19 protein-coding genes are annotated in these 21,354 nt (G+C 63.2%); 15 read left to right on the top strand and 4 right to left on the bottom strand.

Going from position 1 to position 21,354, the window contains the following annotated elements:
* Positions 1 to 94: 94 nt before the first annotated feature.
* Complete coding sequence (locus D9R08_RS02225) at positions 95 to 1,621, bottom strand: cryptochrome/photolyase family protein (RefSeq protein WP_121896353.1); 1,527 nt, start codon at positions 1,619 to 1,621, stop codon at positions 95 to 97.
* Positions 1,615 to 2,283: an SDR family NAD(P)-dependent oxidoreductase gene (locus tag D9R08_RS02220; RefSeq protein WP_121896352.1), complete on the bottom strand. Its 669-nt coding sequence runs from the start codon at positions 2,281 to 2,283 to the stop codon at positions 1,615 to 1,617. Before D9R08_RS02220 ends, D9R08_RS02225 begins: the two co-directional genes overlap by 7 nt.
* A 257-nt stretch (positions 2,284 to 2,540) precedes the next feature.
* On the opposite strand from D9R08_RS02220, the gene D9R08_RS02215 reads away from it, so the two are divergent.
* From D9R08_RS02215 to D9R08_RS02185, 7 genes are all read left to right on the top strand, one after another.
* Positions 2,541 to 4,106 carry a 2-isopropylmalate synthase gene (locus D9R08_RS02215; protein WP_121896351.1) on the top strand — a complete coding sequence of 522 codons (1,566 nt, stop codon included), beginning with the start codon at positions 2,541 to 2,543 and terminating at the stop codon, positions 4,104 to 4,106.
* 225 nt (positions 4,107 to 4,331) lie between these two features.
* Positions 4,332 to 5,369: a rod shape-determining protein gene (locus D9R08_RS02210; protein WP_121896350.1), complete on the top strand. Its 1,038-nt coding sequence runs from the start codon at positions 4,332 to 4,334 to the stop codon at positions 5,367 to 5,369.
* A gap of 44 nt (positions 5,370 to 5,413) precedes the next feature.
* On the top strand, positions 5,414 to 6,352 hold the full coding sequence (mreC, locus tag D9R08_RS02205) for a rod shape-determining protein MreC (RefSeq protein ID WP_121896349.1): 939 nt from the start codon (positions 5,414 to 5,416) through the stop codon (positions 6,350 to 6,352).
* The gene (locus D9R08_RS02200) at positions 6,349 to 6,885 is read left to right on the top strand and encodes a rod shape-determining protein MreD (protein WP_121896348.1); all 537 of its coding nucleotides are present in this window, start codon (positions 6,349 to 6,351) and stop codon (positions 6,883 to 6,885) included. Before mreC ends, D9R08_RS02200 begins: the two co-directional genes overlap by 4 nt.
* Entirely contained in the window at positions 6,882 to 8,834 is a 1,953-nt protein-coding gene (gene mrdA, locus D9R08_RS02195; protein ID WP_121896347.1) for a penicillin-binding protein 2, read from the top strand. The genes D9R08_RS02200 and mrdA overlap by 4 nt, the downstream gene beginning before the upstream one ends.
* Entirely contained in the window at positions 8,831 to 9,970 is a 1,140-nt protein-coding gene (rodA, locus tag D9R08_RS02190; RefSeq protein ID WP_121896346.1) for a rod shape-determining protein RodA, read from the top strand. The genes mrdA and rodA overlap by 4 nt, the downstream gene beginning before the upstream one ends.
* A 13-nt stretch (positions 9,971 to 9,983) precedes the next feature.
* Complete coding sequence (locus D9R08_RS02185) at positions 9,984 to 10,919, top strand: 2-hydroxyacid dehydrogenase (RefSeq protein ID WP_121896345.1); 936 nt, start codon at positions 9,984 to 9,986, stop codon at positions 10,917 to 10,919.
* 24 nt (positions 10,920 to 10,943) lie between these two features.
* Here D9R08_RS02185 and D9R08_RS02180 read toward each other — a convergent pair whose 3' ends face one another.
* Both D9R08_RS02180 and D9R08_RS02175 read right to left on the bottom strand, forming a co-directional pair.
* Positions 10,944 to 11,723 carry an SseB family protein gene (locus D9R08_RS02180; protein WP_121896344.1) on the bottom strand — a complete coding sequence of 260 codons (780 nt, stop codon included), beginning with the start codon at positions 11,721 to 11,723 and terminating at the stop codon, positions 10,944 to 10,946.
* The gene (locus tag D9R08_RS02175; protein WP_121896343.1) at positions 11,724 to 12,314 is read right to left on the bottom strand and encodes a uracil-DNA glycosylase family protein; all 591 of its coding nucleotides are present in this window, start codon (positions 12,312 to 12,314) and stop codon (positions 11,724 to 11,726) included. It lies immediately after the preceding gene.
* An 88-nt stretch (positions 12,315 to 12,402) separates the two neighbouring features.
* Between D9R08_RS02175 and D9R08_RS02170 the strand changes: the two genes are divergently transcribed.
* The 8 genes from D9R08_RS02170 (at position 12,403) to D9R08_RS02135 (ending at position 21,315) form a co-directional block, all read left to right on the top strand.
* A complete protein-coding gene (locus D9R08_RS02170; RefSeq protein ID WP_121896342.1) occupies positions 12,403 to 12,744 on the top strand; it encodes an ArsR/SmtB family transcription factor in 342 nt (113 codons plus the stop codon).
* Positions 12,737 to 13,762 (top strand): permease, encoded by a 1,026-nt coding sequence (locus tag D9R08_RS02165; protein ID WP_121896341.1) that lies wholly within the window; start codon positions 12,737 to 12,739, stop codon positions 13,760 to 13,762. Before D9R08_RS02170 ends, D9R08_RS02165 begins: the two co-directional genes overlap by 8 nt.
* Before the next feature lie 60 nt (positions 13,763 to 13,822).
* Positions 13,823 to 15,085, top strand: a complete 1,263-nt coding sequence (locus D9R08_RS02160) for a Na+/H+ antiporter NhaA (RefSeq protein ID WP_121896340.1) — start codon at positions 13,823 to 13,825, stop codon at positions 15,083 to 15,085.
* A 192-nt stretch (positions 15,086 to 15,277) separates the two neighbouring features.
* Positions 15,278 to 15,937, top strand: a complete 660-nt coding sequence (locus D9R08_RS02155; protein WP_121896339.1) for an ABC transporter ATP-binding protein — start codon at positions 15,278 to 15,280, stop codon at positions 15,935 to 15,937.
* A complete protein-coding gene (locus D9R08_RS02150; protein WP_121896338.1) occupies positions 15,915 to 17,570 on the top strand; it encodes a capsule biosynthesis protein in 1,656 nt (551 codons plus the stop codon). The genes D9R08_RS02155 and D9R08_RS02150 overlap by 23 nt, the downstream gene beginning before the upstream one ends.
* Before the next feature lie 4 nt (positions 17,571 to 17,574).
* The gene (kdsA, locus tag D9R08_RS02145; protein WP_121896337.1) at positions 17,575 to 18,408 is read left to right on the top strand and encodes a 3-deoxy-8-phosphooctulonate synthase; all 834 of its coding nucleotides are present in this window, start codon (positions 17,575 to 17,577) and stop codon (positions 18,406 to 18,408) included.
* A 20-nt stretch (positions 18,409 to 18,428) separates the two neighbouring features.
* Positions 18,429 to 19,925 carry a phosphomannomutase/phosphoglucomutase gene (locus tag D9R08_RS02140; RefSeq protein ID WP_121896336.1) on the top strand — a complete coding sequence of 499 codons (1,497 nt, stop codon included), beginning with the start codon at positions 18,429 to 18,431 and terminating at the stop codon, positions 19,923 to 19,925.
* Positions 19,926 to 19,989: 64 nt separating this feature from the next.
* On the top strand, positions 19,990 to 21,315 hold the full coding sequence (locus D9R08_RS02135) for a mechanosensitive ion channel family protein (protein ID WP_121896335.1): 1,326 nt from the start codon (positions 19,990 to 19,992) through the stop codon (positions 21,313 to 21,315).
* The last annotated feature ends 39 nt before the right edge of the window (positions 21,316 to 21,354 follow it).

The following is a 21,354-nucleotide window of genomic DNA, read 5'->3' as shown; positions in this document are numbered from 1 at the left end:
CCCTCACGGGAATACTACACCGGGAAGCCGCCCGCACCAAAGCGTCGCGTGTCTTCACGACCGCAAGCGATGCCCGCGCGACGCGATTGCGCCGTCACACGCGGTCGCCTGCATCCAGCCGCTCCAGAACCGCCTCCGCATCGGCCAGCACGGTACGGCGGCGCTCCGCATCCATCTTGTCCCAGGTCCGGTACATCTGCGCCATGCGCGGGTTTTTCTCGAACCGGTCGCGATGCCGGTCCAGAAACCCCCAGTAGAGCAGGTTGAACGGGCACGCCCCCTCGCCGGTCTTCTTGCTGACCGAATAGGCGCAATCCCCGCAATAGTCCGACATCTTGTTGATGTAATTTCCGCCCGAAACATAGGGCTTCGAGCCCACGATCCCGCCATCGGCAAACTGGCTCATGCCGATCACGTTCGGCGCCTCGACCCATTCATAGGCGTCCGCATAGACCGCCAGATACCATTCATGCACCTCCGCGGGGTCGATACCGGCCAAAAGCGCGAAATTTCCGGTGATCATCAGCCGCTGGATATGGTGGGCATACGCCTCCTCGCGGGTCTGTTCGACCGCCTTGGCGACGCAGAGCATATCGGTCTCCGCCGTCCAGTAGAACGCGGGCAGGCTTCGGACATAACGCAGGATGTTCCGCGCGGTGTACTCCGGGCCCTCGCGGAAATAGATGCCGCGCATGTATTCGCGCCAGCCGATGATCTGACGGATGAATCCCTCCACCGCGTTGATCGGCGCATCGCCGGAGCGCCACGCCGCCTCGGCCGCCTCGCAAACCTCCCGCCAGCCCAGCAATCCCGCGTTCAGATACATCGAAATCACCGAATGATAGAGAAACCGGTTCTCCTGCAGCATCGCATCCTGATAGTCGCCGAACATGGGCAGGGCCCGCTTGACGAAATGGCTCAGGGCGCGCCGCGCCTGCCCCTGATCGGTCGCGAACCAGAACGGGCGGAGTGTGCCGAAGTTCTTCCCGAAACGGTCATCCACCAGATCCAGCACCTCTTTCACGGTATCGTCCGGGGTGAACTGCATCGGCCCGCCGAAATCCAGGTCACCGGGCGCGGGTCTGCGATTTTCATGGTCGAAATTCCATTTGCCGCCTGCGGGTTTGCCATCCTCCATCAGCAACCCGGTCTTGCGCCGCATCTGCCGATAGAAGTACTCCATCCGAAGTTCCTTGCGCCCCTCCGCCCAGTCGTCGAACTCGTCATGCCCACACAGGAACCGGTCATCGGGAAACTGGTGCACCGGGATCGGCAGGTCCTCCAGCGCCGAGATCAGCCGCCATTCCCCCGGCTCCGTCGCAATGACTTCCTTGGCCCCGGTCTCCTCGGCGCGGCGCAAGAGCTCACCTGCGATCGAGCCTGAATTCGCGTCCTCATCCAGCCGTGTATAGCGGACCTGCCACCCGGCCTCCTCCAACCGGTTCGCGAATTTTCGCATGGCCGCGAAGATGAAAGCGATTTTCTTGGGGTGATGGGGCACATATTCCGCCTCATCGGCGACCTCGGCCATGACGACCACATCGCACGCCTTGTCGGCCTCACGCAGGGCGGAGATCTCTTCGCTCAGTTGGTCGCCAAGGATCAGGACCAGCTTCACCATGGCACGGGTTTCCCGGCCCAGTCGAAAAAGCCTCCGGTCTCCGAGGGCGTCAGCCGATCCATCACCGTTACCAGATGTCCCGCCGCATCCGCCGGTGGCACCGCCGGATGCCGCCCCACGTATTTCTCCGTGAACCGGGTCTGAACCGTGCCCGGATGCAACACCACGCAGATCGCCTGCTTGTGGGTCCGCCCGATCTCGATCGCCGCGGTATGGACCACCTGATTGACCGCCGCCTTCGCCGTCCGGTAGCTGATCCAGCCACCCAGCCGGTTGTCTCCGATGGAGCCGACACGGGCGGAGAGCACAGCAAAGACCGACCGCCTCTCGCGCGGAAGCAGGCGGAGCCCGTGCTTCAGGATCATCGCCGGGCCGACCGTGTTGAGCCTGAATTGATCTACCATTGATATACCTGAAAGCTGTTTCAACGCCTTTTCCGGGACCGCGCCGCCGATCTCCAGCGCGCCGGTCGCCACCACGATCCGGTCAAACGGTCCGTCCAGCCTCCCCAGATGCGCGGCGATGCTGTCTTCGTCGGTCACGTCCAGCCCGTCGCCGCTGCGAGACAAGCCGGTCACCTCGGCCCCCTTACGGTCCAGCTCCGCGACCAGCGCAGCGCCGATGCCACCGGAAGCCCCTATTATCAAAGCTTTTTCCGTCATATCCAGCGATCTAGCCGGGCAGGGCCACAGGTCAATCGCATTGACCCAAAAAGGGGCTTTTCATCTTCGCAGGCGCCCGTAAAATGACGGCCATGACGATACGCAGCCATATCGCCTTGATTGCCGCCCCCACGGGCCTCTTCGGGCTGCGCGGTCTCCTTCTTCTTAGCCGCCTCTGAGCGTGCCATCCGGCGCGACCGCTCAGGGGGATCAAGCGCCGAGAAAATCACGTAAAATCAAGGCTAAGGACAAAATTCATGAGTAATGACGAAAACCGCGTGCTGATCTTCGACACCACGTTGCGCGACGGCGAACAGAGCCCCGGCGCCACGATGAGCCATCAGGAAAAGCTGGAGATCGCCGGCCTTCTGGACGATATGGGCGTCGATATCATAGAGGCCGGTTTCCCGATCGCGTCGGAGGGGGATTTTGCCGCCGTCTCTGAGATTGCGAAGAACGCCAAAAACGCTGTGATCTGTGGGTTGAGCCGCGCGAATTTCAAGGATATCGACCGCTGCTGGGAAGCGGTAAGGCATGCAAAAGCGCCGCGAATTCATACCTTTATCGGCACGTCACCGCTCCACCGCGCGATCCCCAACCTGACCATGGACGAGATGGCCGAGCGTATCCACGACACGGTCACCCACGCCCGCAACCTCTGCGACAACGTTCAGTGGAGCCCGATGGACGCCACCCGGACGGAGTGGGAGTATCTGGCGCGCGTCGTGGACATCGCAATCAGGGCCGGCGCCACCACCATCAACATTCCCGACACTGTTGGTTACACCGCGCCCAATGAATCCGCCGATCTGATCCGGCGGCTGATCGCCGAAGTGCCCGGCGCGGACGAGGTGGTTTTCTCCACCCACTGCCACAACGATCTGGGCATGGCGACGGCGAATTCACTGGCGGCGGTCGCTGGCGGCGCACGGCAAATCGAGTGCACGATCAACGGCTTGGGCGAACGCGCGGGCAATACGGCGCTTGAAGAGGTCGTCATGGCGATGAAGGTGCGCCATGACATAATGCCCTATGCGACGGGCATCGATTCCACCAAGATCATGAACATTTCCCGCCGGGTCGCCACGGTGTCGGGCTTCGCGGTGCAGTTCAATAAGGCCATCGTCGGCAAGAACGCCTTTGCCCATGAATCCGGCATCCATCAGGACGGGATGCTGAAAAATGCCGAGACCTTCGAGATCATGCGTCCCGAAGATGTGGGGCTTGCCGAAACCAATATCGTGATGGGCAAGCATTCGGGCCGCGCCGCCCTGCGCTCCAAACTGTCCGATCTGGGGTACCATCTGGCCGACAACCAGCTGAACGATGTTTTCGTCCGGTTCAAGGCGCTGGCGGATCTCAAGAAGGAAGTGTTCGACGACGACCTGATCGCATTGGTCACCGACAGCACGGCCACCGATCAGGCCGACCATCTGCAACTGGTCTCGATGACGGTGGTCTGCGGCACCGAAGGCCCGCAACGCGCAACGATGACCATATCCGTCGATGGCCGCGAGAAATCGGTCGAGGCCACGGGTGACGGCCCAGTCGACGCCGCGTTCAACGCGGTCAAGGCGATCTATCCCCATCAGGCGGTTTTGCAGCTTTATCAGGTGAATGCAGTCACCGAAGGCACCGATGCACAAGCCACGGTCAGCGTCCGGATGGAGGAAGAAGGCCGCATCGCCACCGGCCAGTCGGCGGACACGGACACCGTAGTGGCCAGTGTCAAGGCCTATGTCAACGCGCTCAACCGGCTGATTTTGCGCCGCGAAAAGACCGGCGGCGACCTGAAAGAGGTGTCTTACAAAGACGTCTCCTGACCGCGCCCGGCCGCCTCCGGGCGCGCGCCGTGAGTGGCCGCAGGTCGGGCAGATCGCAAGACCTTCGCGCCACACCGGTCGCCCCGGCGCGGAGCAGCGAAAATGCGCTGATCCGATCCCAGATCGCCCTTTACGGGGCTGCATGGGGGTGCCTATAAGCATGCTGGTTTGGCGCCTGAGTCTGTCAGGCGCTTTTTGGGACGTGACAGCAGGATTTCCCCTCACATGGCCGGATTTGGCAGTCTTTTCTCCGCCGACATGGCGATCGACCTCGGCACGGCGAACACACTTGTCTATGTGAAGGGCAAGGGTGTGATCCTGAATGAGCCATCGGTCGTGGCCTATCAGGTCAAGGACGGGGTCAAGAAGGCGCTGGCCTTCGGGGAAGATGCCAAGCTGATGCTGGGCCGGACCCCCGGCAGCATTCAGGCGATCCGCCCGATGCGCGACGGTGTGATCGCCGATTTCGACGTGGCCGAAGAGATGATCAAACACTTCATCCGCAAGGTCCATAAGCGCACCACCTTCACGAAACCGAAAATCATCGTCTGCGTGCCCCACGGGGCCACGCCGGTGGAAAAGCGCGCGATCCGGCAATCGGTGCTGTCCGCGGGCGCGCGCAAGGCAGGGCTGATCGCCGAACCTATCGCCGCGGCCATCGGGGCCGGCATGCCGATCACCGACCCGACCGGCAACATGGTGGTCGATATCGGCGGCGGAACGACCGAGGTGGCCGTGCTGTCGCTGGCCGATATCGTCTATGCCCGCTCCGTCCGGGTCGGGGGCGACCGGATGGACGAGGCGATCATTTCCTACCTGCGCCGCCAGCAGAACCTGCTGATCGGCGAAGCGACCGCCGAGCGCATCAAGACCTCCATCGGCACCGCGCGAATGCCTGATGACGGGCGCGGCGCGTCGATGCAGATCCGTGGCCGTGACCTTCTCAACGGGGTTCCGAAAGAGACGGAGATCAGCCAGGCGCAGGTGGCCGAAGCGCTGGCCGAACCGGTTCAGCAGATCTGCGAGGCGGTCATGGGCGCGCTGGAGGCCACCCCGCCCGATCTGGCCGCCGATATCGTCGACAGGGGCGTCATGCTGACCGGCGGCGGTGCGCTTCTGGGCGAGCTGGACCTTGCACTTCGTGAGCAAACAGGCCTTGCCATTTCGGTTGCCGATGAAAGCCTGAACTGCGTTGCAATGGGCACCGGCAAGGCGTTGGAGTATGAAAAACTGCTCCGCCATGCGATAGATTACGACAGTTAACCCGCCCGCGCCGCGCCCTTCGCGGCCCGATTGCGAGGATCGAGATGGCACGGGATCGCAATGATCAAGCCTATGCCCGCCCCGTCCGGCGTTTGCTGTTGACGGTTCTGATCCTGTGCCTGGTGTCGCTTGTGCTGATCTGGCGGATCGACAATCCCCGCGTCGAACGGATGCGCGCGGCAATCATCGACCGGGTCGTGCCAAACATGGAATGGGCCATGGCGCCGGTAACCGGCATGGCGCGAATGCTGGATGATTTTCAAAGTTACGCAAGGCTTTACGAGCAGAACGAGCAGCTGCGCCGAGAGTTGCAACAGATGCGCGCCTGGCGCGAGGCGGCGTTGCAGCTGGAGCAGGAAAACGCCCGCCTTCTGGATCTGAACCGGGTGCAGCTCGATCCGGAGCTGACCTTCGTGACCGGCATCGTTCTGGCCGACAGCGGCTCACCGTTCCGACGCTCGGTCCTGCTGAATGTGGGCGCGCGGGACGGAATTCTGGATGGCTGGGCGACGATGGACGGCCTTGGCGTCGTGGGCCGGATTTCGGGCGTGGGCCAACGGACTTCACGCGTACTGCTTCTGACCGACAGCAACAGCCGGGTGCCGGTGACCATTCAGCCCTCGGGACAGCAGGCCCTGCTGCTTGGCGACAATTCCGTCGCGCCGGTCCTGGAGTTCGTGGAGGATCCCGAGGATATCAGTGCCGGAGACAGGGTCGTGACCTCCGGCGATGGCGGGCTGTTTCCTGCGGGCCTTCTGGTCGGTCAGGTCGGGCTCAGCCCCGATGGCCGGATGCGCACCCGTCTGGCGGCGGACTACGCGCGGCTGAACTTCCTGCGGGTGATGCGCAGCCATCCGGGCACCACGCTGTCCGATCCCGGCGGGCTGGTCGGGCCGCCCTGGCCCTTGCCCGACGACAGCACCGAAGCTCCGCTGCAGGGGCCCTTGCTGCCGATCCTCGAAACCGGGGAGTTGAACCAGTGATCGACCCGGTTACACGGCATATCTGGACCTATCGGCTGATCTATCTTGCGCTCGGCCTCCTGGTGATCGCCTATAAGCTCATGCCACTGGGTCTGGGCGAGTCCGGAATCCCGGCGCCCGATATCCTGCTTGCACTGACGCTCGCCTGGCTCATGCGGCAGCCTGCCGTCGTGCCCATGGGGGCGATCATCCTCCTCTTTCTGCTGGCCGATTTCCTGTTCCAACGTCCGCCCGGCCTCTGGACCCTTCTGGTGCTGGTGACAAGCGAAAGCCTCCGCCGCCGCCGCGCCCAGATGACCGAGTTTCCGTTTCTGGTGGAATGGGGGGCCTTCGCGGCGGCCGTCTTCGCGCTTTTGATCCTGAACAGGGTCGCGCTCTGGCTGCTGGTCGTGGATCAGACCACCCTGGGCCTGACCCTGGCACACGGAATTGTCACCGTTGCAGTCTATCCGATCGTGGTCGCCGTCTCGAAATTCGTCTTCGGCCTGCGTAAACTGGGGCCCATCGACTCGGAAGCCGCGGCAAGCTCATGAAACGCACCCCCAAGGAAACCGAAGACAGCGCCCGCCTGATCGGACGCCGCAGTCTTATCGTGGCGGGTGTGATGGCGGGCACCGGCGCGGTTCTGGCAGGCCGGATGCGCTATCTGCAACTGGAACGGGCAGATGATTTCCGCCTGCTGGCCGAAGAGAACCGGATCAATATCCGCCTGCTTCCCCCGGCACGCGGCCTGATCTTCGACCGGGCCGGCACGCTGCTTGCCGGCAATGAACAGAATTACCGGATCACGATGGTCCGCGAAGATGCCGATGACATCGACGAGGTGCTCAGACGGCTCAGCGAACTGGTCAATCTCGACATGGGTCGCCTTGCCCGCGCACGGGAGGAGATGCTGGCCCGTGCCCCCTTCGTCCCGGTCACCATCGCCGACCGGCTGAGTTGGGAGGAGTTGTCGACCGTCGCGGTCAATGCCCCCGCCCTGCCCGGTGTGACGCCGGAATTCGGCCTCAGCCGCGTCTATCCGCTTGGCGCCGATTTTGCCCATGTGGTCGGGTATGTCGGCCCCGTCTCGGACTGGTATCTGGAAACCACCGGGGATACCGACCCGGTCCTGCAGATCCCGGATTTTCAGGTCGGTCGGTACAATATCGAGGCCCGGATGGAGAACAGCCTGCGCGGCCGTGCGGGGACCAAGCGGGTCGAGGTCAATGCCGGCGGCCGGGTCATGCGCGAGCTGGACCGCGATGCCGCGACGCCCGGATCGGATCTGCAACTGACCATCGACGCCGGCCTTCAGAATTACGTGGAGGCGCGCATGATCGGCGAAAGCGCCGGCGCCGTGGTTATGGAGGTGCAGACGGGCGATGTGCTGGCGCTCGCCTCCGCGCCGACCTTCGATCCCAACCTCTTTGTCCGCGGTATCTCCACCACCGACTGGAACACGCTGAACCAGGACCGCTATCGCCCGCTGGCCAACAAGGCTGTGCAAGGGCTGTATCCGCCCGGCTCCACCTACAAGATGATCGTCGCCATGGCAGCCCTTGAAGCGGGCGTCATCACACCGGAGGAAACCGTCTACTGCGGCGGCTTCACCGAGCTTGGCAACCGGCGTTTCCATTGCTGGCGGCGGGGCGGGCATGGCCATATGAACATGATCGACAGCATCACCCAGTCCTGCGATGTTTATTACTACGAGCTTGCCCAACGCACCGGGATCGAGGCGATTTCCGCCATGGCCCGGCGCTTTGGCTGCGGGGTGCGCCATGATGTGCCGCTGTCCGGCGTGGTGGAAGGTCTTGCCCCCACGATGCAATGGAAGCGCGAGAACCGGGGCGAGGACTGGCTTGTGGGCGATACACTGAACGCCTCCATCGGTCAGGGGTTCGTGTTGAGCTCGCCGCTGCAACTGGCGGTAATGACCGCAAGGCTCGCCACCGGCCGGATGATTTCTCCGCGCATGGTCAAATCCATCGACGGGCGGGAGGCGGGGCCGCTTCATGGCGAGGATATGGGCCTGCACCCCGATCATCTCGCGCTGATCCAGCAAGGCATGTACCGCGTCAACAACCACCGCCGCGGCACCGCCTATCGCAGCCGGACGGAAGACGCAGCCTATACCATCGCGGGCAAAACCGGCACCAGCCAGGTTCGCAACATCACCGCCGCGGAACGGCGCGCCGGCGTGATCAGCAATGCCGATCTGCCATGGGAACGGCGCGATCATGCGCTTTACGTCGGATATGCGCCCTATGAAAATCCGCGCTACGCGGTCTCGGTGGTGGTCGAACATGGCGGCGGCGGGTCGACGGCGGCGGCCCCCATCGCACGCGACATTCTCCTGCGCGCCCAGCATGGCGATGTGCCCCCGCCCGAGCTTTATCCCGCTGATCAGCGCCGCGAGATCGAAAACCTGCACGAACGCCTGCCGCTTCGCCCCGCTCCCCCGGTCGACGGTCCGACGGGCGGGAGCAGCCAGGCATGAGCTTTCTGGAATACACGGTCAAATCGACCCCCACCGGCCTGCGAAAGCTGCTTTACGTCAACTGGGCGCTGGTCATCCTGCTGACAGCCGTCGCCAGCATCGGATTTCTGATGCTTTACTCGGTCGCGGGCGGATCCATGTCGCCCTGGGTCGAGCCGCAGATGCAGCGGTTCGGGCTGGGGCTCTTGGCGATGTTCGTGGTCGCCATGGTGCCGATCTGGTTCTGGCGCAATATGTCGGGGCTTGCCTATGGCATCTCGATCCTCCTGCTTCTCTACGTGGAATTCTTCGGCGCCATCGGCATGGGCGCGCAGCGGTGGATCGATCTAGGCTTCATGCGGCTGCAACCCTCGGAATTGACAAAGATCACGTTGGTGATGCTGCTTGCGGCCTATTACGACTGGCTCGATAGCCGGAAAATGTCGCGCCCGCTCTACGTGCTGATCCCGCTTCTCATCATCGCGGTGCCCGTGATGCTGACCTTGCGCCAGCCCGATCTCGGAACCGCGCTCCTGCTGCTGATGGGCGGTGGCGCGGTGATGTTTCTGGCCGGCGTTCACTGGGCCTATTTCGCCGCGGTTGTCGCCGCGGGGGTTGGCGCCGTCACGGCGGTATTCGCGTCTCGCGGCACACCATGGCAGTTGCTGCAGGACTATCAATACCGCCGGATCGATACCTTCCTCGATCCCTCCACCGATCCGCTTGGGGCAGGCTATCACATCACCCAAAGCCAGATCGCGCTCGGCTCGGGCGGATTTGCCGGACGCGGTTTCATGCAAGGCACCCAAAGCCGGCTCAACTTTCTGCCGGAAAAGCACACCGATTTCATCTTCACCACCCTTGCCGAAGAGTTCGGTTTCATCGGTGCGGCGTCGCTTCTGCTGCTTTACCTGCTGATCCTGCTCTTCTGCGTCATCACCGCCCTGCAGACCAGGGACCGCTTCGCGTCTCTCGTCACCCTCGGGATCGCGGTTGCCTTCTTTCTTTACTTCGCGCTCAACATGGCCATGGTCATGGGGCTGGCGCCCGTCGTCGGGGTGCCCCTGCCGCTTGTCAGCTACGGCGGCTCGGCCATGTTGGTCTTGATGGTCGCCTTCGGTCTGGTGCAATCAGCACATATTCACCGCCCACGCTAAGGCTCGCAGATCCATGCCCAACATTCTTTTCGCCGCGCGTCCGGAGCGCTGGACTCTCTACGAACCGCATCTGCGCGAGGCCTTGGCCGAGGCCGGTCTCGCACATGCTGTGCTGACGACCGAGGCCGACCCGTCGGAGGTGGACTACATCGTCTATGCACCGAACGGTCCGGTCACGGATTTCACCCCCTATACGCGGCTGAAGGCGGTCCTGAACCTCTGGGCTGGCGTAGAGGACGTGGTGGGCAACGACACGCTGAAGGCCCCTTTGGCGCGCATGGTGGATTACGGCCTGACCGAAGGCATGGTGGAGTGGGTCACCGGCCACACGCTGCGCCACCATCTGGGAATGGACGCCCATATTCACGGGCAGGATGGCGTCTGGCGCGCAGGTATCGTGCCGCCACTTGCACGCGACCGCACCGTCGCGATCCTCGGCCTTGGCGCACTCGGTTCGGGTTGTGCAGCCGCGCTTGCCGGGCTCGGCTTCCATGTCACCGGATGGTCCCGGACACCAAAGCAGATTGAAGGGGTCCGCACCGAACATGGCCCGGACGGGTTACAGGACATCCTGAAATCGGCGGAAATAGTAACCCTTTTGCTGCCTGACACGCCGGCAACCGAAAATACGCTGAACGCGGACACCCTTTCGCTGATGCCCCGCGGCGCTGTGATCCTGAATCCCGGACGCGGCGCCCTGATCGACGACGATGCGCTTCTTGCGGCGCTCGACAGCGGGGGGATCGGTCACGCGACGCTCGACACGTTCCGCATCGAACCACTGCCAGCGGATCATCCCTTCTGGGCCCATCCCAAGGTCACCGTGACGCCCCATATCGCCTCTGAAACGCGCGTCGAAAGCGCCGCTCGCGTCATCGTTGAGAATATCCGCCGCGGCGAAGCTGGGCAGCCCTTTCTGCACCTCGTTGACCGGACTCTGGGCTACTGAGCGCTGCCTGACACTGCCTGGGCCTCAGCGCAAACGCGGCGGGGTGTCCGGGTCCATACCCGGCGCCGTGCCGGGCGCCTGTTCCACCACCGGGTCCGGCAAGTCGAACCTCAACCCGACCCGCGCCAGAGACGCGCAGATCGGATCCGAAGCCTTGAAAAAGGCCGCGTCCAGACTGCCGGCCTCGATCCCCGAAAAGGTCAGCGCCTCCGCCACCGCCTGCGCCAGCGCCCGCTCCGCTGCCGGATCCGCGTCGACAAAGCCCAGAAGATAGGCGCGCCGCCCGCCCTCGTATGTCACCCCTGCCAGATAAGCCAGTTTCGCCATACCGGCCGCGCCGGCAAGCTTCGCGTCAAGCGCAGCGATCACCGCCTCGGGCAGCCCCTTTGGCGGAAACAGCTCGTCAGGGCGCGCCTCCACTTCGTCAGGCCCGTTATCCAGCGTCTGCGCCAGCCAGTTCACTGCCGCAGCGTCAATCAGGATCGAGGAAGGCGCTACGCCCAGATTGACACCAAGACCGATCTCCTGCCCCGCCAGCATGCCTGCCAGCGTGCGCCCCGACAGGGCCGCGTAGGGCGCGATCTGGCCCACAAAGTCCGTCAGCCGTTCCTCCCGGTCGAAGACGAGTGCGAAGCTCTGCCCCTCTACCGGAAAGATCTGCGGCGTGACCCGGTCGCCATCCGCCTCGCTCTCCAGAAGCAGGAACAGCTCCGCGCTTGCCAAACGATCGTAAAATCTCAACCGTGCGACATCGTCGCCCGGGGCGGCCTCCATCGCCGCATGGGCCTGATCAAGCGATGTCATCTACGCCAGAACCTCCGTGACGCGGTCCCGGAGGACAGGCAGAAGCTCCGTCTCGAACCAGGGGTTTTTCTTCAGCCATCCGGTGTTGCGCCAGGACGGGTGCGGCAAGGGGATGACATCGGGCGCATGGGAGCGCCACCCGGCGACCGTTTCGGTTACGCCACGTGTGCGCCCCAGATGCCAGCTTTGCGCATAGCCGCCGATCAGCAAGGTCAACCGCACCCTCGGCAGAACCTCCATCACCCGCGCGCGCCATGTTTGCGCACAGATTTTCGGCGGCGGAAGGTCGCTGCCCTTCGCATCGTAGCCGGGGAAACAGAACCCCATAGGCACGATCGCAATCCTGCGTCGGTCATAGAAAGCATCCTCTGCCACGCCCATCCACGCGCGCAGCCTGTCGCCGGAAGGGTCGGTGAACGGCTTTCCCGATTGATGCACCCGCAGTCCGGGCGCCTGCCCGGCGATCAGCACACGCGCGCCGGAGGCAAACCAGATGACCGGCTTGGGCGTATGCGCGGTTGCCGTGGCTGCAAATCGGTCGGTGCAGATCGTGCAGCTCGCCAGTTCGGATGTCAGCGCTTCGAAAGACATGGGCACAGACCTAGGCGCGGTCGATGAATAATGCCAGCAGGTTCAGAGGGGCTGGACATCATTTCTATATTTATATAAATCTAGAATCATGAAAATGTCGCCTCTCTCCCCACCCGCCCTGACCCTGGCAGCTACCGCCTTTGCGGCGCTTGGCTCGGAACATCGGCTGGCGATCCTGCGCCGTCTGGTCAGGGCGGGACCGGAGGGTGTGCCGATGGGCGCGCTTGGCGCGGATGTGGGGATCGAAGGCTCGGTTCTGACCCATCACCTGAAACAGCTGGTCAGCGCCGGGCTGGTCACGCAGCGCCGCGACGGGCGGCGTATCCTGTGTTCGGTAGCCTTCGACCGGATCACCGGGCTTTCCGATTTTCTTCTTTCCGAATGCTGTGCCGATCACGGCGGGCATGACAAGGGAACGGCGCATGGCTGACCTGACGCAAGATCTGAGCCCGATCCGCCACATCTGGATGCGGATCGACAAGGTTCTGCTGAGTTGCGCCGCGATCCTTCTGGCGATTTTCATCCTCGACAGGCCGGCATTCACGCCGAGTCTGGGCGACGCGCTTGGCAGCCTGCTGAACACGCTGCCATTCATCCTGTTCGCCGTGGCCGCCATCGGGGTGATGCGCGCCAGCGGATCCGAGCGGCTTCTCGAAGGGGCCTTCAAGGGGCATCAGATCCGCATGATCGTCCTTGGCGCGCTTGCCGGGGGCCTTTCGCCCTTCTGCTCCTGCGAAGTCATTCCGTTCGTCGCGGCGCTCCTGGCCGCCGGGGCGCCACTGGCGGCGGTCATGGCTTTCTGGCTCGCCTCGCCGCTGATGGACCCGGCCATGTTCGCCGTCACAGCCGGCGCATTGGGCTTTGATTTCGCGCTGGCCAAGACGCTGGCGGCCGTGTCGCTCGGCATCATGGGAGGGCTCGTGGTGATGGCGATGGCGCGCACACCGGTTTTCGCCGATCCGCTGAAGCCGCAAACGGCCACGGGATGTGGGTGCTCGGGGCCGAAAATGACGCTGAACTGGCGGTTCTGGACCGAGGCGCCGCGCCGCAGGCTCTTTGCCGATGCAGCCTGGTCGAACCTGTTCTTTCTGGGCAAATGGCTGGCGCTTGCCTATCTGCTGCAAACCCTTCTGATCCGGTATGTGCCCGCCGAAATGATCGCGAATGTGGTCGGCGGCGAGGGCCTGGGGCCCATTTTCCTGGCCGCGCTGGTCGGCGCGCCCGCCTATCTCAACGGCTATGCAGCTGTGCCCCTGATCGGCGGGCTGCTGGAGCAGGGCATGAGCCAAGGCGCGGCCATGGCCTTCGTCATCGCCGGCGGGGTCAGTTGCATCCCTGCCGCGGTCGCCGTCTGGGCTCTGGTCAAACCCCGAGTTTTCGTGGCTTATCTGGGGCTCGCCCTCAGCGGTGCAATCCTTGCGGGCATTGCCTGGGGTGCGTTCGCCTGACCCATTGTGCGACGTGAAACCTTCCGCTATCCCGTTTCGAAGGCTGACGGAAGGTAACCCATGTATCGCGTCTGGAATTTTGTCACCAGCTATTCGCTGTTTCTGATCGGTGGCGCCATTGTCGCGCTGATCTGGGCCAACATAAACCCGTCCAGCTACCACCATTTTGTCGAGTTCGTGCTGATCGAGGATTTCTTCATCGGCCATCTGCATGTGGACGAGGCAGGCCATGCCCACCGCACTCTGACACTGCATTATCTGGTCAATGACGTGCTGATGGCGCTGTTTTTCGCCATTGCCGCCAAGGAGGTTTGGGAGGCGGTGATCCTGAAAAACGGGTCGTTGCGCGGCAAGAAGGCCGCCACTCCTCTCTTTGCGACGGCAGGCGGCATGTTCGGCCCGATCGCTGTTTATCTAGGCCTTGCCCTGTTGCTGGGCTCCGACACCTATTCGGCTGTGGCAAATGGCTGGGCGATCCCGACGGCGACCGATATCGCGTTTTCCTATCTGGTGGGACGGCTGGTCTTCGGGGCGGGCCACCCGGCGGTGCGGTTTCTGCTGCTTCTGGCCATCGCCGATGACGCGGCCGGCCTGCTGATCCTGGCGATTTTCTATCCCTCGGCCGAGCTTGCGCCGGCCTGGCTGTTGCTCAGCCTTGCCGCGGCGGTCGGGGTTTTCGTCCTGTTCAACTGGCTGCCCCGTGTTCTGGACAGGGGCGATCAGCTTCGCACCCGGTCGACTTTCGTGCGCAAGACCTTCAGCTTCTGGCCCTACGCCATTGCCGGCTGTCTAAGCTGGTACGGCTTTCAGGAAAGCGGATTGCATCCGGCACTCGGGCTTTTGCCAATCGTGCCGACCATCCCCCATGCCGACCGGGCCTTCGGCTTCTTTGCCGATGCGGAGCGGCATTTGCATGACCTTCTGAACCAGATGGAACACGCCTTGAAGTATCCCGTGGAGATCATTCTGGGCCTGTTCGGGCTGATGAATGCAGGGGTGGAGTTCAGCTCGATGGGCGAGGCGACGTGGCTGGTTCTTGCCGGGCTGCTCATCGGCAAACCGGTCGGGATATTCTTGTTCGGCTATATCGCCGCCAAGCCGCTCGGGCTCGGCATACCGCAAGGCATGCGCCTGATCGATCTGGTCGTGATCGGCTGCGTCGCGGCGATAGGTTTCACCGTTTCGCTGTTCGTCGCCTCCGTCGCCTTCGACAGCGGGCCGGTTCAGGATGCCGCCAAGATGGGTGCGCTGTTCAGTTTTGCCGCCGCGGCTGTATCCATCGCGGTCGGCAAACTGTTGCGGGTCGAGAAGCAGGACGCCTGAATTACCGTTTTGTTAAGGTTAATAGGCGTTTTCTGTGCCATCTTGATGCCACAAATCTCGCATCGGGCTTGGAACGCGGGGCGATCGCGGACATAATGGTGCCCAATTGGGGCACTAGCACTTGTGCCATCCAGTCCTTGCGCACAATGACGGGGCGGATGGTGGCAGATCTGGCAGCAGCGGGGCAATCACTTGCTCGAATTCATCAATGTCTCGAAGTCCTTCTGGACCGGTACGCAGCGCAAGGTGATCCTTGACCGTGCGTCGTTCCGCGTGGACCTGGGATATTCGCTAGGCATCCTCGCCCCGAACGGCACCGGCAAGACCACGGTGATCAACATGATCGCGGGGCTGGAAAAGCCCGATGAGGGCGAGATCGTGCGCGCCTGCCGGGTGTCTTTCCCGCTTGGGTTCATGGGCGGCGTGGTGACCCGGCTGTCAGCCACCGAAAACAGCCGTTACATCGCGCAGCTTTACGGGCTTGACCCCGATTACGTGGAGGCGTTCTGCCGCTGGCTTTGCGGCATCGAGGAGTATTTCGACATGCCGGTCGGCACGTATTCGTCGGGAATGCGGGCGCGGTTCAACTTCTCATTGCTTTTGGCGCTTGATTTCGATGTCTATCTGATCGACGAGGGCATGCCGCAGTCGACCGACCCCGAGTTCAACCGCCGCGCCGGCAGCATCCTCGCCGACAGGCTGCGCTCGGCCACGGTGATCATCGTTTCGCACCAGGCCAAGACGCTTGAGAAGTTTGCACGCCGCGCGGCCGTCCTGAAGGATGGTCAGCTTTATTCCTTCGACACGCTCGAAGAAGCAAAAAGGCTATATGATTATGAAACCCAAGGGTAAGAAATTCCGCATCCGCAGGGGGGCCGGTCACGCGCAGGCAACGCCTTCCCAGCCCGCGGACGACAATCTTCTGGGTGAAATGGACGACGGGTTCGGCGACACCGCCTTTCCCGGATCCGCGGCCCATGCGCAGGCGAACGACCAGGGCGCCACCGACGCGCCTCAGAACGCCGAACCCGGCGCGATCCCCATGGAGCAGCAACTGGCCGCGATCCGTCAGGAAGGCCTGACCGGGCGGCAATTGCGCATGGCGCGCCGCACCGCTCAGAAACACGGCCTGCGCCCGGCCTCCGATTTCGACGCCGTGCGCTTGCTGCGGGCTCAGGGGATCGACCCGTTCGCCCGCACCAATATGCTGGAACTGATCGTGAATGACGATCAGGGCGCCAAGGCCGCCGCAAATGCAGCACAGCCGAACCTTCCGGCGACCGTGCGCCAGCCGGCGCCCCCCGGACCCGCCACCGCACCCTATGACGAAAGCACCCGCGCCAGCGAAATCATGCGCGTGCAGCGCGATATTGCGGCCAGACGGCGCAAGCGCCTCGTTTTGCTGGGCGTGCGGCTGATGTTCTTCGTGATGCTGCCGACGATGCTGGTTGGGTACTATTTCTTCAACGTGGCCACGCCTCTTTATGCAACGCACTCGGAATTCGTGATCCAGAAATCCGAAGGCGGCGGCTCTGCCGGCGGTCTGGGCGGGCTTCTGGGCGGTACCAGCTTTGCCACGGTGCAGGAAAGCATCACCGTTCAAAGCTATCTGGAAAGCCGCGAGGCGATGCTGCGGCTGGATTCCGAGCTTGGGTTCCGTGCGCATTTCTCGGACGAGAGGATCGACCCGCTGACCCGTCTGGCCCCGGATGCCACGGACGAGGACATGTATGACACCTACCTGAAGCACCTGAACATCGGCTATGATCCGACCGAGGGCTTGCTGCGGATGGAGGTTATTGCCGCCGACCCGGAAAGCAGCCAGGCCTATGCCGCAGCCCTGATCGACTATGCCGAGGAGCGGGTCGACCAGATGACGCAACGCGTACGCGAAGCGCAGATGGCCGACGCCAATACCAGCTTCAACGACGCCGAGGCCCGGATGGTCCAGGCGCAGCAACGGGTCCTGCAATTGCAGGAACAGCGCGGCGTTCTGAGCGCCGAGGCCGAGGTGAGCACCGTATTCCAGCAGATCTCCACCTTCGAGCTTCAGTTGCAGGAGGAACGCCTGAGATTGCTGGAGTTGCTGAGCAATGCCCGGCCGAACCAGACCCGGGTGGAGGTTGCCGAACGCAATATCGCCCGGCTGGAGGCGCTGCTTGCCGAGTTGCGGGGGGGCCTGACCGACACTGATGACGGTGAGGTCTCACTGGCGCGGATCTCCTCGGAACTGATCGTGGCGGAGGCCGATCTGCAAACCCGGCAGCTTATGCTGGCGCAGTCCCTGCAGCAGATGGAAACCGCCCGCCTTGAGGCCAACCGCCAGTCACTTTACCTGTCGATCGGCGTCTACCCCGTGGCGCCCGACGAGCCCGCCTACCCCCGTGCGTTTGAAAACACGCTGCTTGCCTTCCTGGTCTTTTCTGGCATTTACCTGCTGGTATCGATGACAGCCTCAATCCTCCGCGAACAGATATCTGCGTAGCAACATGAAAAGAATCGACATCGGACCGGTCGCCTGCGGCAATGATCTGCCTTTGACGATCATCGCCGGCCCGTGCCAGCTGGAGAGTGCGGATCACGCACAGATGATTGCCGGACGGATGGTCGAGGTCTGCGCCGCGGCCGGGGCGCAATATGTGTTCAAGGGCAGTTTCGACAAGGCCAACCGCACATCCGTCCGCGGGGAGCGCGGGGTTGGCGTCGAGGAGGGGCTGGCGATCCTGCAGGGCGTGAAGGACAGGTTCGGCTGCCCCGTGCTGACCGATATCCACGCCCCCGATCAATGCGCGCCCGTGGCCGAGGTGGCCGACATCCTGCAAATCCCCGCGTTTTTGTGCCGTCAGACCGATCTGTTGCTGGCCGCGGGCAAGACAGGCGCCGCGATCAATATCAAAAAGGGCCAGTTTCTCGCCCCATGGGATATGGCGAATGTGGTGGCCAAGGTCGAAAGCACCGGCAACACGCGCATTCTGCAAACCGAACGCGGCGTCTCGTTCGGATACAACACGCTGGTCACCGACATGCGCAGCCTGCCGATCATGGCACGGGGCGGCTACCCGGTCGTGATGGATGCAACCCACGCCGTCGCCCAACCCGGCGGACAGGGAGACAGCAGCGGCGGACAACGGGAATTTGCCCCGGTCATGGCGCGCGCGGCAGTCGCGCTCGGCATCGCGGCGGTTTTCATCGAAACCCACGAGGCGCCGGATACGGCCCCCTCGGATGGGCCCAACATGGTCAAGCTTGACGACATGCCCGCGCTTGTCGTCAGTCTGATGCAATTCGACCAGCTTGCGAAAGCCGATCCCATTCGCCTTTAACCCTTGGTGGAGCCTTCCAGATGTCGAAACCCCTCAACCAAGTGGCGCAGAACACCTGGGAATTTCTGTACCAGCCGATGATCGCGCCAACGGGCTTCCGCGAATATGACGCGCGGTGGAAATTCCCCGACGAAATCAACCTGCCCGGCATCACGGCCCTTGGTCTTGGTCTCGGCACCCAGATGCACGCACGCGGTGTCGACCCGGTGATCGCTGTCGCAAACGACTATCGCGACTATTCTCTATCGGTGAAAAACGCGCTGATCGTCGGGCTGATACAGGCCGGCATCCAGGTCAGGGATATAGGCCCGGCGCTTAGCCCCATGGCCTATTTCAGCCAGTTCCATCTGGACGCCCCCGCCGTCGCCATGGTCACCGCAAGCCACAACCCCAATGGCTGGACCGGCGTCAAGATGGGCTTTCAGCGGCCGCTGACCCACGGGCCTGACGAGATGGGAGAGCTGCGCGACATCGTGATGGGCGGCCAAGGCGTGGCCCGCGCAGGCGGCGGCTATGAGTTCGTATCCGGCGTGCGGGAGGCCTATCTTGACGATCTGGTAGGTGATTTCACGATGACCCGGAAACTGCGCGTGGTTTGCGCCACCGGCAATGGCACCGCGTCGGCCTTTGCACCGGAACTGTTCGCGCGGATGGGGGTTGAGGTTATCCCGTCCCATAACAGGCTCGACTACACCTTTCCGCATTACAATCCGAACCCCGAAGCGATGGAAATGCTGCACGACATGGCAGCCAGCGTCAAAGACAGCGGCGCGGATTTCGCGCTTGGCTTCGACGGGGACGGGGACCGCTGCGGGGTGGTGGACAACGAGGGCGAAGAGATCTTCGCCGACAAAATGGGCGTGATCATGGCCCGCGATCTGGCGCGCCTCTACCCGGGCGCGACCTTTGTCGCGGATGTGAAGTCCACCGGGCTTTTCGCCTCGGACCCCGAGCTGAGAAAACATGGCGCCAAGGCCGATTACTGGAAAACCGGCCATTCCCACATGAAACGCCGGGTCCATGAGTTGGGCGCGCTGGCGGGGTTCGAGAAATCCGGCCATTACTTTTTGGCCGAGCCGATCGGCCGCGGCTATGATTGCGGCATGCGCGTGGCGGTGGAGATCTGCAAACTGATGGATCGCAACCCGGAGATGTCCATGGCCGATCTGCGCCGCGCCCTGCCCGTGACTTATGCAACCCCGACGATGTCGCCCCACTGCGCCGATACGGAAAAGTATCAGGTGCTCGACAGGCTGGTTAAGAAACTGGTTGCGCGTCATGCCGGTGGCGGCAGCCTCGGCGGGGTCAAGATCGCCGATGTGGTGACGGTGAACGGTGCCCGGGTGATGCTGGAAAACGGGGGCTGGGGGCTGGTCCGCGCCTCGTCCAACACGCCCAATCTGGTCGTTGTCTGCGAAAGTCCCGAAAGCGACGCGCAGATGCGCGCGATCTTTGCCGATCTGGATGCGGTGATCCGGACCGAGCAGTCGGTGGGCGACTACGATCAGACGATCTGACTTTCCCCGCATGGGAAATCGGCCTAGACAGGCGGGGTATTTCTGACAAACGCCCGTTACACCCATGCGCTTTATCCTGATCCTCTGGCTCTGCCTTGTGCTGCCTTTCGCCGGTTTCGCACAGGAAACCGGCCAACAGCCCGATGGGACGATCTCGGTCGAAAACGATGCCCGGCAGGACGCCGCCATCGCGGAGCGCATCCGCGATATCCTGCGCCAGCTTGACGGATACGAGCAGGTCAGCGTTTCGGTCGCCGACGGTATCGTCACCTTGCGCGGCACCGCGCTGGAGGCGACCCAGATCGAAGCCCTGAACGGGCTGGTCGGCCGGGTCGAGGGCGTCGTGGCGATCGAAAACGAGGTGACGGAAACCACCGATGTTGTGCAGCGTCTGAACCCCGCCATCGACCGCATTCGCGCCCGCTTCGAACAGTTCATCGCATTTCTGCCTCTGATCCTCGTGGCCGCGACCGCCGGCATCCTGGTCTTTCTTCTGGGGCTGTTCATCGCCCGGATGAAACGGCCCTGGGACAGCATCGCGCCAAACGCGTTCATCGCCGATATCTACCGGCAGGTCATCCGTCTGATTTTCGCGATCGCCGCGGTCGTTCTGGCACTGGATCTGCTGAACGCAACCGCCCTTCTCGGCACCATTCTGGGTGCGGCCGGCATCGTCGGGCTGGCGATCGGATTTGCCGTCCGGGACACGGTGGAAAACTTCATATCATCCATCATGCTGTCGATCCGGCAACCTTTCCGCCCCAAGGATCTGGTCGAGATCGAGGGCGACTTGGGCCATGTGATCCGCCTGACAAGCCGGGCGACGATCCTGCTCAGCCTCGATGGCAACCATATCCGAATTCCCAACTCGACGGTCTTCAAGGCCAAGATCATCAATTACACCCGAAACAACGAACGCCGCTTCACTTTCACCTTCGGGATCGACCCCAATGCCGATATCGCAGAGGCACAGCGGATCATGATGGATGCCCTGGCCGAACTGCCCTTTGTGCTGGCTGCCCCCGGCCCTGCCGTATGGGTCGAGGAGGTGGGCGACAGCACCATAAACATCACCGCCGCAGGCTGGATCATGCAGCATGAAACGGGCATCGGCATGGCCAAGGGCGAGGCGATCCGTGTGGTCAAGGCGCGGCTGGAAGAGGCCGGGATCAACCTGCCGGAACCCACCTATCGCCTGATCGGTCCGGGCCCGACCGGCCCCGCGCAGCCCGACGCGCGTCCGGGCGACAAACCGTCCAGGACGCCCGAGCGGGTCGAAGTTCAGGATGTCGGGACGGAGGAGACCAAGGCCTTGCAGGAAATCATCGAAGCCGAGCGCGAAGCGCTTCCGGAGGATGACCTGCTTCGTCGCGAAGCGCCTCAGGAATAGGGCTGCAGGGCCGGGCAAATTTGTCGCTTCGGGGTCTTG

Origin of the sequence: Rhodophyticola porphyridii (genome assembly GCF_003688285.1) — a bacterium.
Taxonomy (GTDB): domain Bacteria; phylum Pseudomonadota; class Alphaproteobacteria; order Rhodobacterales; family Rhodobacteraceae; genus Rhodophyticola; species Rhodophyticola porphyridii.
The sequence above is the reverse complement of the archived record's forward strand: the minus strand, read 5'-3'. Positions and strand labels throughout refer to the sequence as shown.

What these genes read in the sequence shown, in the direction of transcription:
- D9R08_RS02225 (WP_121896353.1), bottom strand. Translation starts at nt 1,621, where the DNA reads ATGGTGAAGCTGGTCCTGATCCTTGGCGACCAACTGAGCGAAGAGATC.
- D9R08_RS02220 (WP_121896352.1), bottom strand. Translation starts at nt 2,283, where the DNA reads ATGACGGAAAAAGCTTTGATAATAGGGGCTTCCGGTGGCATCGGCGCT.
- D9R08_RS02215 (WP_121896351.1), top strand. Translation starts at nt 2,541, where the DNA reads ATGAGTAATGACGAAAACCGCGTGCTGATCTTCGACACCACGTTGCGC.
- D9R08_RS02210 (WP_121896350.1), top strand. Translation starts at nt 4,332, where the DNA reads ATGGCCGGATTTGGCAGTCTTTTCTCCGCCGACATGGCGATCGACCTC.
- mreC (WP_121896349.1), top strand. Translation starts at nt 5,414, where the DNA reads ATGGCACGGGATCGCAATGATCAAGCCTATGCCCGCCCCGTCCGGCGT.
- mrdA (WP_121896347.1), top strand. Translation starts at nt 6,882, where the DNA reads ATGAAACGCACCCCCAAGGAAACCGAAGACAGCGCCCGCCTGATCGGA.
- rodA (WP_121896346.1), top strand. Translation starts at nt 8,831, where the DNA reads ATGAGCTTTCTGGAATACACGGTCAAATCGACCCCCACCGGCCTGCGA.
- D9R08_RS02185 (WP_121896345.1), top strand. Translation starts at nt 9,984, where the DNA reads ATGCCCAACATTCTTTTCGCCGCGCGTCCGGAGCGCTGGACTCTCTAC.
- D9R08_RS02180 (WP_121896344.1), bottom strand. Translation starts at nt 11,723, where the DNA reads ATGACATCGCTTGATCAGGCCCATGCGGCGATGGAGGCCGCCCCGGGC.
- D9R08_RS02175 (WP_121896343.1), bottom strand. Translation starts at nt 12,314, where the DNA reads ATGTCTTTCGAAGCGCTGACATCCGAACTGGCGAGCTGCACGATCTGC.
- D9R08_RS02170 (WP_121896342.1), top strand. Translation starts at nt 12,403, where the DNA reads ATGAAAATGTCGCCTCTCTCCCCACCCGCCCTGACCCTGGCAGCTACC.
- D9R08_RS02165 (WP_121896341.1), top strand. Translation starts at nt 12,737, where the DNA reads ATGGCTGACCTGACGCAAGATCTGAGCCCGATCCGCCACATCTGGATG.
- D9R08_RS02160 (WP_121896340.1), top strand. Translation starts at nt 13,823, where the DNA reads ATGTATCGCGTCTGGAATTTTGTCACCAGCTATTCGCTGTTTCTGATC.
- D9R08_RS02150 (WP_121896338.1), top strand. Translation starts at nt 15,915, where the DNA reads ATGATTATGAAACCCAAGGGTAAGAAATTCCGCATCCGCAGGGGGGCC.
- kdsA (WP_121896337.1), top strand. Translation starts at nt 17,575, where the DNA reads ATGAAAAGAATCGACATCGGACCGGTCGCCTGCGGCAATGATCTGCCT.
- D9R08_RS02140 (WP_121896336.1), top strand. Translation starts at nt 18,429, where the DNA reads ATGTCGAAACCCCTCAACCAAGTGGCGCAGAACACCTGGGAATTTCTG.
- D9R08_RS02135 (WP_121896335.1), top strand. Translation starts at nt 19,990, where the DNA reads ATGCGCTTTATCCTGATCCTCTGGCTCTGCCTTGTGCTGCCTTTCGCC.